Source organism: Alicyclobacillus acidiphilus NBRC 100859, assembly GCF_001544355.1.
GTDB lineage: Bacteria > Bacillota > Bacilli > Alicyclobacillales > Alicyclobacillaceae > Alicyclobacillus > Alicyclobacillus acidiphilus.
The window spans coordinates 1-10,195 of the sequence record NZ_BCQI01000090.1 but is presented as its reverse complement, the minus strand read 5'-3'; the positions used below and the strand labels follow the sequence as shown (position 1 = coordinate 10,195).

The window sequence follows — 10,195 nt, the reverse complement described above, 5'->3', positions numbered from 1 at the left end:
AAAAAGAATACTCCAAACCCCGTTAATACGCACCCAACTATAAGTTCCAGTACATTAGGGGCAGACATTTGGGCTGATATCTTCATAGTATCTTCTGCACTATTACTGCTATTTATAATGGAGATAATCTGGATAACTTTGTCGATAAATGTGCCGAAAGATCCGACAATGAGTCCAATTCCCGTGGTCAGTAGCACACTGGCAAATCCAGTTTCTTTTTTATTCTTCGACATGTTCCGACTAACAACAAAAGCTAAAACTAATAGCGTGGCTATCGTTATTACTACATAGACCAAGACGCGACCCCTCCTACAAGATTATCTCACATAATAAGGGTCCTGCCCACTTCATCTACACTGCAAGGATCTGCCTTTGTGCGACAGCTTGTAAGATGACATGCCACCTGTTGTAAGAGACCTCCCGCAATCTTTGTTTGATCCAGGAAGAGTCGAAATCTGTACCCAACAAGTAATTAGGTGGATGTGAATTATCACATCTCCGTGTCCATACAACTGGTTGAAGCTATTAGGTTACTTCTGCAATTCAAATCGCTCCCTTAATTGCTCCGCCGCCCTTCCCCGAATTCCAGCTTTTCTCACAATCCTCCACCACTGTATGTCCAGACCTTCTCGCTCAATCTCCTGCATCGCCCATTTGATTCGCCGCATCTGAAAATCCTCAACCCTTTCCCTTACCGACTCCAAATACGATTTCGTCTTCGGCATCTTGTCCAAATGCTTTTCCAGCAGGGATAGGCAACCAACGCGCTTCCCGATCCTACTAATGGAAATGCGCTCTGGCTTTCCTTCCGATGTTAGAATCCTCGTGACCTCAGTCTGCACCAAGGCAAGAATCTCCTTATCCCGCTTACCCCAATCAACCCGCGATTTCGTTGCTATCACCCGCATCGGTTTCGGTGAATGCTCCATCAGCCAACGCCTATCATTGCGATAAAGCCATGTATACAGCGCTGTGTTCGTTTTTCTGAGTTCCGTTCGTGACTTCTGTTCGTTCAGCTTCACCAATTCAAGCCAAGCTTGCCGCTGACGTTCCCGAAGGTCATCGGAAATTGGGGACGATACATGCCTGGGGGATTGCTGGGCTACATCTGCGTACTTCTTCACTGTATTGACATCGACGCGCAGTCTTCGAGCGATCTCCCGCAAGCTCAAGTTCTCTTTTAACAGTTCACCGAGTTTTCGCTCCCACACCACACCAAATGTTTTAATTCTCCCGATCCTGTACTTGTCATCCGAGTTAGCGTCTGGTCCCTTCCTGGCGTAGACAAACCCACAGGAACACGCGAAGGTTCCAATTGGACTCTTCGTCTTGCTGTCGTACCGAATCGACAAATCTTCAACAACGGGTTGGAGATAGTGGTCGGCGGCTGGATTTAAACACAGCCATGGAGGTGCTCCAAAGGGTTGGTTCACGGGCTCTCTGGTAAAGAGGTCATCTAAGCTCATATCAAGAAACTGCGCCAAGAGTAGGTGTCGTAGTGGATGAAATGTTTTGCGATGCTTTCTCACGATTGCCTGCAACCAATTGTCTTCTCGCTCCGAAACGGAGGATTGCATGATCTCTAAGAATGGTTCCCCGTAGTAGCTTAAAAACGCTTGACGAAACTCCGCCTGTCTCACATGACCATGGACATTGGCGAGTCCCATATCCATTAAACGTTGGACATAATGGTTCGCAAACCATTCCATCGGACGATTCGGATAGCTGGAGTGTAGCAACTTATCAACATTATCCACAAGTCTCAGATATCTTGTGGATAATTCATCATCATCCACCAATGCCGTTATCTTTGTAACGGCATTGTCCCAAGTTGACGATTCACGAGGGTTGTAGTCATCATTGCGGTTCCCATTGTTGTCCTGCACCGTTTGGAGATAGTCCCCTTGGCAAGCGGGAATGAACTGATGCCTATTGATGGGCAACGAACGACTTCGACAAAGCGGAGTCTTGTGAATCGGGCATATATAGACCCCAGATATTTGATGGATTCGATGCCAATACGCCTCTCCCCAACGTGTCGTGTCTTCTTCAAAACATTTGCGGCAGAATTTGAGTGTCTTATCTGCACTGATTGAGCTTGCCATGATTCCAAGTCGATTATGAACGGAATGTCCAAGGTTGCTCTTCATGGACTCAAGAACCAGGTTAGCTCGTTGAGGTGGGAGAAATGCACTGTAGAAAGGATATAGGGTGTGTGCCTTGATTAGTTTCTCGGCTGTGTACGGATGATGTACTGGGAGATGCCCAATCAGCACATCAAAATGAGCGGGCAGATCGATGACAGCAGTTACCGTTGTTGTTCCATATAGATCCATTATGGTTGCTTTTGGGCTGATATTTCCACTCTTCGAATGGAACCGCGCCAACACACTATAAAAAAGCTCATCAGGGAACGGGGTGGGAAAGAACGCGACCATTCCTTCACCCCATTACAAATAGAGGATCACTCGAAGTGGGCCTGATGATCCCATTGTCTTTCAATGCTTGATATGCAGTCAGACCTCTTTTCTTCCCGTCAGCAACGAGGATGCGGATATCTCCTTGGGTAACAGCCTGTCCCTGCGAAGTTGATCGCTTATCAGTTTGCTCCGTCACAGCTTGGGCGTGAAGAGCAAGGGCTGTTTTCACAACAGCGGGCACGGTCAGTGTTCCCTTGCCCTCCATCACCTTCTTCACCAGTCTTTTAGCGATCCCAGGTGGAATTTCAAGCTCCACCAACTTTACGATAGACTCTTCTTCAATACTGAGCGCTTGTCGTTCAGTTTGCTTCTTCTTGGCAACCTGTAGCTCCCTGATTTTCTCATTGATCCTAATCGACGAGGACTCCTTCTCCATAAACTGACCTAAATCGATGGGTCGAATATCTTCGTATTGAGCGACTTTGCGTAGGTCTCCAGAGCGCAATGCGTCGATCATCGGCTGAACCAGCTGTAGATTTTCCTTTGCCACCTGCCGAAACAGGGACGCACTCAGTGTCTCTTTGCCAGTTGACATGGCACGGATCTGCGCCATGACAAAAATCTTCACGGCAATGTCCGTGATCCCCTGACTAAGATCATACAATTCAGCACTCAATTCGGGTGTCAAGGGAACGGGATGCCTAACCCATTGATTGTCCCACATACCTTCAAGCAAAAGATCCCAACTGGCATCCCGTTTCATTCGCTCCCAAACCATATCCCCTTGTCCACTACCTCGTCTTGCCTGTCTGAACTGCGACTGTAAGACCCCAATCGCTTTGTTGGTACCGACCAGGACGACAGGGATTCCGATGGTATTCACCAGGGTGACGAAGTAATTTAGCATTTTCTCGGAACCCTGGCTCTTCGCTGTACTAAGGTGTTGTATTTCATCAATGACAAGCAACCCCAATCCATAAGTACGCGAAATCTGAGCCATGGCAGGTTGAAGTGCACTGATCGGGTAGCGCGCAGAACCATATTGCTTGTAGTACCGCGTTCCTAACAGTAGATCCACGTTCCGAAAAAAATCTATCGTTAATCCCTTGATCGAGCCGTCATATGGGCAGTCCAACTTTAGCCACACCAACTGATACTGGCTAAATTCCATTCCTCTGTAATTGGAGTGGACGATGACCTGGGGATAGAACGCCAGGATTCTGTTAATAGCCGTGCTTTTTCCGAGTCCGCTTGGTCCGATAAGGGTCAGCGCCGACTGGGTTGTACGAAATCCCTGGATCCTACTCAAGTCTACGTTACGGTTTCGCATCCAATCTTGCCCACCGTTCATTTGTTCAACAAAGCCAGGTTGAACTGGGTTTCGGTATACATACCCCTGCCGAATGAGCCGTGAAATGCGACTCTCCAAATCAAGGTGCATCGAAAGGGGTTGGAAATACTGAAAAACGCGTTGTACCAGATGAAAACGAACATGCGTCTCCAACTGCCTTTCGCTTGGATCAAATGGTGGGTAAAAAGCCAAGTGATCGATCACTTCCTCCTGCGACAATATGGTTGGAAGCGCCTCAATGTAGGGGTTATACCTATAATCCGATACGGTCTGTTCCCTATACTCAGCCTGGACACCTTCGCCGCCATTTGGAATGAGAACCTTATTCATCGCTTCCATTGCGCTTCTCCTTCTGTTTTTTCTTCAGTAAATTTAATTCTGGGCTGAGTTCGTCATCGACAGTTGCTGGATTCAGTTGGATCACTTGCCCCTCATTCATTTCCTGAGACTTTTGCTTGTCCAATTCAAAGGCATCCGCTTGGCGGTTCAGCGTTTTCTCCAAACCGCGATTGATGCGGATATCGCGAACTCTTTTGCGCTTACTATCGCCCTTGTTTTGTTCCTGCTTCGTCATCAGTTCCGCGTCCCTTATTATTTCTTCAATCTCGGACAGGAGATTCGCTTTTGACTGCAACACTTTATCCTCGTTCGTTTTCTGGCTGAGTTTCTCTTGCTGAATCAGATGCTCGATCTCCTGCAATGTCTTATCGCGATACCGCGCTTGATGGTCGAGCAGATAACACTTATCAAAACCCTTACCGCTGTCGTTCGGTAGGTAAATGAAGTTCAGGTTTCGCGGATCGTAGGATACAGTAACCTTTATGCTCCCCTCGTTTCGCGCCCTTTCAAACCACCGCTCCTTCAATGCCCTTTCGGATGAATACAGCATGCCGTTGAACCGAATCCCCCGCGCGGTAACAGATGCCGTGGAGGTAGGCATGAGATGCAACCGCATCAGTTCTTCAGAGATGGAGCGTAGTTTCCCAGCCCGATTCTTGATGCCCCAATTCCATAGCCTGATCGGGATAGGGTCAACGCCGTCTTCTATCATCAAAGGATCTCGCTGGTATGTACTCATCCAATGATGGTTGTTGTGGTACAAAATCGCCCGAATCATTATTTGTGTGAACTGGTAGAGATCCAGCGTTGCGTCCAATCTGTAGTCGTGTGAGCCACGTTCCCGAAAGTCAGGTTGAATTCCACCAGGTAAAATCGCCTGGACGTAACCGTTAAGGGTCCCGAAGTAGCGTTCCACGAGGGCTTTCAATTCTGGTCTGTAGGAAGGCGTGGTCATTACCTTTATGTTCAGATTACGGATCATTGGTTCTGCCAGTTTGCTGGCAATTTCACCTTGATCGCATAATAACGATTCGGGTAAGTGGTGAACAGGAAAGTCCTCTTCTTCGATGTCGATTCCGTATTCCTTGCAAAATTCGACCTTGTCTTGTACGGTATTCGCCAGTGCCATCATGGCACCTATCCAGCTTGGACCTTCCAGTCCAATATATAGCCCGCATATCATGTGGGAAAAACTATCAACAACACCATAAACGACTGGTCTACCAATAATCCAGTTGCGGTTGTACCTTGAGACGAGGTATACGTCCGCAATCGTTGCGTCGATCTGATAGACAGAACCTGGTCCAAAAGCCTGCGTTGTCGAGTCTCCGACAAGGGGTCTATGATTTTGCAGGTAATTCTTTTTGCCTTGCCGAGCGGATACTTCGCGCTTCCAGTCCCGTTCTTTGTAAAAGTGATACTTGAATTGACCCAGAGTCGGGGTCTCGGCAGAGGGTTTTAGCACGGCTCGCTCTGTTCCCTCGTTATCCTGTACCTTTACCGCATAATACTCGCGGCGCATCATTTCGTAGGTACGCACAAGGGATAGTCCTTGGTTGTAGTAGAAACGGTTAAGGGCTACGCGGAAAATCCTTTTGGTTTCTTCATCCACGTTGATCCCCTGTCCGACGATCTCCGCATACTTACGTGGACGCCCCCTCTTTCTCCCCATTAAATTAGAACTTCGATTCAAAGCCCCCGCCTTATAATCAGGTAAAGTGCATTTTTGTGTTGACCTCTTTGCCAAAAGCGGCGCAAGTATTTCAAGATGGTTTTCTCACTAACCCCAAATTGTTCACTGGCTTTCTTTAACAACTCTGCCCGATGTTTTGGATAAAAAACGGTCGGTTGATTCTCCAATCCTGCGACCACTTGGACGATCTCCCATGCCCTATCCCTAATAGCACGTTCCTTTTCAGTCAGAGAACCGTCGGTAATGACTTTCTTGAGCGGATCATCCGACAGAATGCAGGCTTGTCCTAAAGACAGTAACGCCAAGATGTCATCCGCCTCTCTAAACTTTGGGAGACTGATTCGTCCCAGAATCTCAATAGTCACAACTTGCTTGTGGTGTTCATCAATCCACAACACCCGTTCCATCTGATCGGGTGAGCCATCTTCGCTCGTGAACTGAATCAGCATATTAACGGTCAACTGCATCTCGAACATCACCGCCATCACGTATCGCATCAATCCCACGGACTACTTCCTTCACTGGTTTGCCCAAGTCGATGCGGGTATTCATATCAACCAACACCTGTTTATTCGCAATCAAATGGCGCAGTAACAGCAACCCTGACCCTGGGGTGAGGTTGAATTGACTGTCCAGACCATTGGTGACATCCCTCACCGATTTCCGAGTTCCGTCCAACCATGCAAGCAAAATACTTTTCAATCTTGGAACATCCTGCGCCGACAACCCTCCACCGTCATCCAGATTCTTTGCTGAATGCACCCATTCAATGTTCTTTGCCCTGGTGACGTTGATATCGTGTTGGGTCACAATGCCCCAGTCTATTTGCTTGGTCTCGAAATATCTTCTCATTAACTCGAAACGCTCCACGACTTTCGGCTTCTCCAATTCGGCGGCGGCTTTCACGCTCCGAGCGACGTACTGCTTCTTCCCGTTCGCCTCCTTCAGGGTTAGAAGAAAGGTTGTTGTCAGAACATGTAGAGTGCCGCTCTCCTTATCGCGGTACTTGTTCAAGTCAATGTCGCAGTCCCCAAGCCTGTCTTGGAGGTCAAGAATAGGGTAATGTTCTCGAATGTCCCAAATTTCGCCCCCATCATATTCCAGAAGATAGAAATAGCGCGTTTCGATGTCGCTAAGAAAATGGTGGATGCGACCAGTCTTCCAGCCCTTAATGCGACTGGAACGTCCATTGGAGGCGTAGTCCTGTGTTGTGAGCCAAGGGCGGTATTGCTCAAGTTCTCCCTGACCTCTTCCTTCTTTTAAATATCGTTTGAGTGTCTGGTCGTTCCATTTTGCTCTTGGCATGTCAACCTCCGCGTTATCACTCATAATCTGGTCGGTGCCTATATGCCCACTCAGCAGGCACTTTGACAAAAGACAATGGGGTTCCGTTTTTTTTAATAACGGAACCCCACGCATGACCGATACTATCGTATTTCAATCCCACGAAACGCGAAATCGCACTAAGCTTACAGCAGTTCTGCTTTGCGCTTCATTTCACTCCTACTGGGATTTGTATACAAAAGCGTAACCTTGAGATCCTTGTGACCACACTGATTCGCCACCTCATGAACAGAAAACCCGTTCTCTAAAGCATTTGTTGCATAGAAATGTCTTAAAGTATGGGGTGTGATCACTTGGCTAAATCTCTTGAACTGCTTATTGATGACTGTTCTATCTACTCGCTCGGTTTCGCGGGAGTTAAACAGGTATTCACTCCCAGGTTTACGAACCTTCATGTATTCCCGAATCGCCGCAACGATCCTGCTGTTAAGATAAACTAACCTCTGCTTTTCGCCCTTGCCCTTACGGACAACGACTTCCTTCGCCTCTAAACTGAGGTCTGTTAGCTTGACATTGAGTGCTTCACTGATCCGCAATCCCGCATACGCCAACAATGTCGCCAAGGCATACAATCGCTTATCCCCTGACTCCAGGATTTCCTGCCTAAATTTCTCTACATCACTCTTTGAAATGATGCAAGGGTTTGCGAAATCCAGTTCAACCTTCATGAAGTCAGATTTCTCAACCACGACATCATCCTGAATGCCTTGGTCAATCAAGAATTGGTTGAATGAGACCAATGCACTTAAGCACCCATTTACCGTCTTTGCATTCAGATGCTTCCCCTTAAACCGTTTCACGTTGATGAGGTAATTCCTGTAATCCAGAATGTTCTCCCGATACAGTCGCTTACAACCCATTCCGTATGTATCACGGAACCATTTCAAATACTGCTGAACATTCAAGACATAAGTTTTGATGGTGTTTTCACTTTTACTCGACTGAGAGAGAAACGCCGAAAATTCTTCAATTAAGTTTTCCATGCTCTCCTCCTCAATCGCTCAGAAATTCTGTTGCATTCAATCTGTCTCTGAATCTCCAGAGTTGTGTTGCATTGATGTCCAAATTCTAACTCCAGAATTGATAGAAATGCAACACAATGCACATTCTGTGATATGGTTCGGTTGTAGTGTCAATCAAACCATTCGTCTATCGATTTTCCTACCTCGTCAAACGTTGCTTGAAGCAGATATGTATCGCTGTGCAACGCCTCTTCAATTTGCTTGACAGGTACTCCTAAAGCTTTTAGCTCCGTACAACTTTTCACGATTTCTGGTACATCTCTTGATCCGAAGATAATGCTTGTAGGTCTATTTTCGTCGTATTGATAGCTCGGCAACTCCCTCAATACATCAAAGACAGCCATTGGATACTCTTCACGAACTCGGTAACTCCGAAGATTCGATAGAACATTTTGGGTTTGCTCGCCATATACCTGATTTAACGCGGGAGAAATTGCAATAGAAAAGTCCGCACTACTCAGAAGCGCGAGGCGACCACCTAACGAATGACCGATAGAAACCACCTTCCCAAAACGACGACAGCAGTTCACCACTAAATCGACATCAAGAAGCACATCACGATCCAGAGGTAGGACATTCTCGCCATGCCCACGAAGGTCAAGGCAACAAACCACCAAACCAGCTTCGGCTACTCGCCAAGCCAACCCCAGTTGTTCTTCTTTTGACCCGCCATATCCGTGGACTATAACAGAAGCACCTACAGGATTAAGTGGTTTCAACCAAACACTCGGAATACCGTATCCGTCACCCTGAATCACTTCACGTTGGACATTCATAACGTAGCCTCCACTCCTGTGTTTAATATCAGTCTGGTGTCTTTACCCACCCGTCGGAAGAAAACCTTGATCAACCTTCTCCAGCAGTTGCTCTAATAGATGTGCCTCTTCATCGGACAACGGACTGTAGAACGTTTCGTTTAACCGATTTGAAATTTCACGAAACAATCCTTGGATTCCCCACCCTTTTTCCGTCAGGGTGACATAGCTAATCCGTTTGTCCGCACTATCCTTTTCCTTTTGTATGTACCCATTGTCAATCAGTCGATCCGTGAGGTAAGTTACGGTCGATTTATCTCGTCGGACTAAACGGGCAACTTCCTTCATCGGTAGTCTTCCATCATGCTTATACAATGCGGCAAGCACAGCCCCCTGAGAAGCCGCCAGGTCAGTTATTCCAGAGCTTCTCAACTCGGACTCTAACAATAGATGGGTCTTTTCTCGTAATGAGCCGATAAGCACTATGGCGTTATTCTTCCTCATGTTTCTCCTCTTCCTAAAGAGCGTCTCCACCTCATAAAAACAGTTTGAATTCAAACTATACATCCATATTAGTTTGAAATCCAACAATATGTCAACATTGTCTTGTTCAACACCATCAATAATTGAGAACAGCCATGGTCTTAACAATTCTTCAGTGGTATCTGCAACGTAATCGGGCTTCTGACGCATGTGCTACGTTTTGGTAATCATCCAATACGTTCAACATAATTGACCTTCTGTTGATATCACAGGGATTGAGTGAAGCAACAGCAAACACCGCCCTATCCTTGCATCTTCAAACAAAATAGTACATGTCTGTCTCTACTCCACCTGGCTCATCGGAAGCAGTGTGGAACACGTCACTCCTACCGATAAACCACGCCACGTGCTTCACTGCAATTGCGTCAAAATCGCGAAACACCTTTGGGACGACATAGTTCCCGCTCGTAAAATCTTCAAATATAATCTCATTACCCCAGGACATTTCTTGCATGCCGCCACCATCCATGTAACCATTGAAACAGACCCACGCGTACTCGTCTTTTTCCTCGTCCCCATGGTCTCTTGCAGAAAACTCACACCCGTGGTACTCGTGGTACTGTTCCTATTTGGCAAACATTATCCTGGTCTTCTCTGTTATGCACTCCTCAATACATTCGATAACTCGTTTTACTAAGTCCTTTTGAGAAGGGGTCATCTCAAATTTGTTTTTTTCGACTGTCTTCGCATTGTTCACCTTCTATTCCTCCGCTTCTTATTTTTGAATA

General features: G+C 46.8%; 8 protein-coding genes and 1 pseudogene. All 9 read right to left on the bottom strand.

Annotated elements, in window-relative coordinates; translation table 11 throughout:
* Positions 1–296: pseudogene (locus AAC01S_RS17220) on the bottom strand (hypothetical protein); the annotation flags it as partial.
* Between the two features lie 234 nt (positions 297–530).
* Positions 531–2,438, bottom strand: a complete 1,908-nt coding sequence (locus tag AAC01S_RS17215; RefSeq protein WP_067625381.1) for a TnsD family Tn7-like transposition protein — start codon at positions 2,436–2,438, stop codon at positions 531–533.
* A gap of 4 nt (positions 2,439–2,442) precedes the next feature.
* Complete coding sequence (locus tag AAC01S_RS17210) at positions 2,443–4,110, bottom strand: ATP-binding protein (RefSeq protein WP_217997858.1); 1,668 nt, start codon at positions 4,108–4,110, stop codon at positions 2,443–2,445.
* Positions 4,094–5,722: a TnsB C-terminal domain-containing protein gene (locus tag AAC01S_RS17205; protein ID WP_169794086.1), complete on the bottom strand. Its 1,629-nt coding sequence runs from the start codon at positions 5,720–5,722 to the stop codon at positions 4,094–4,096. Before AAC01S_RS17205 ends, AAC01S_RS17210 begins: the two co-directional genes overlap by 17 nt.
* A 77-nt stretch (positions 5,723–5,799) precedes the next feature.
* Positions 5,800–6,288 carry a hypothetical protein gene (locus AAC01S_RS17200; protein WP_067625376.1) on the bottom strand — a complete coding sequence of 163 codons (489 nt, stop codon included), beginning with the start codon at positions 6,286–6,288 and terminating at the stop codon, positions 5,800–5,802.
* Entirely contained in the window at positions 6,254–7,108 is an 855-nt protein-coding gene (locus AAC01S_RS17195) for a heteromeric transposase endonuclease subunit TnsA (RefSeq protein ID WP_067625373.1), read from the bottom strand. The genes AAC01S_RS17200 and AAC01S_RS17195 overlap by 35 nt, the downstream gene beginning before the upstream one ends.
* A 164-nt stretch (positions 7,109–7,272) precedes the next feature.
* Positions 7,273–8,130, bottom strand: coding sequence for a tyrosine-type recombinase/integrase (locus AAC01S_RS17190; protein ID WP_067625370.1), 858 nt, complete (start codon positions 8,128–8,130; stop codon positions 7,273–7,275).
* Between the two features lie 149 nt (positions 8,131–8,279).
* Positions 8,280–8,945 carry an alpha/beta hydrolase gene (locus AAC01S_RS17185; RefSeq protein ID WP_067625367.1) on the bottom strand — a complete coding sequence of 222 codons (666 nt, stop codon included), beginning with the start codon at positions 8,943–8,945 and terminating at the stop codon, positions 8,280–8,282.
* A gap of 42 nt (positions 8,946–8,987) precedes the next feature.
* On the bottom strand, positions 8,988–9,428 hold the full coding sequence (locus AAC01S_RS17180) for a MarR family winged helix-turn-helix transcriptional regulator (RefSeq protein WP_169794085.1): 441 nt from the start codon (positions 9,426–9,428) through the stop codon (positions 8,988–8,990).
* Positions 9,429–10,195 lie beyond the last annotated feature (767 nt).

Excerpts from the sequence above, each read along its gene's own strand:
- AAC01S_RS17215 (WP_067625381.1), bottom strand. The coding sequence starts at position 2,438 with ATGGTCGCGTTCTTTCCCACCCCGTTCCCTGATGAGCTTTTTTATAGT.
- AAC01S_RS17210 (WP_217997858.1), bottom strand. The coding sequence starts at position 4,110 with ATGGAAGCGATGAATAAGGTTCTCATTCCAAATGGCGGCGAAGGTGTC.
- AAC01S_RS17200 (WP_067625376.1), bottom strand. The coding sequence starts at position 6,288 with ATGGCGGTGATGTTCGAGATGCAGTTGACCGTTAATATGCTGATTCAG.
- AAC01S_RS17195 (WP_067625373.1), bottom strand. The coding sequence starts at position 7,108 with ATGCCAAGAGCAAAATGGAACGACCAGACACTCAAACGATATTTAAAA.
- AAC01S_RS17190 (WP_067625370.1), bottom strand. The coding sequence starts at position 8,130 with ATGGAAAACTTAATTGAAGAATTTTCGGCGTTTCTCTCTCAGTCGAGT.
- AAC01S_RS17185 (WP_067625367.1), bottom strand. The coding sequence starts at position 8,945 with ATGAATGTCCAACGTGAAGTGATTCAGGGTGACGGATACGGTATTCCG.
- AAC01S_RS17180 (WP_169794085.1), bottom strand. The coding sequence starts at position 9,428 with ATGAGGAAGAATAACGCCATAGTGCTTATCGGCTCATTACGAGAAAAG.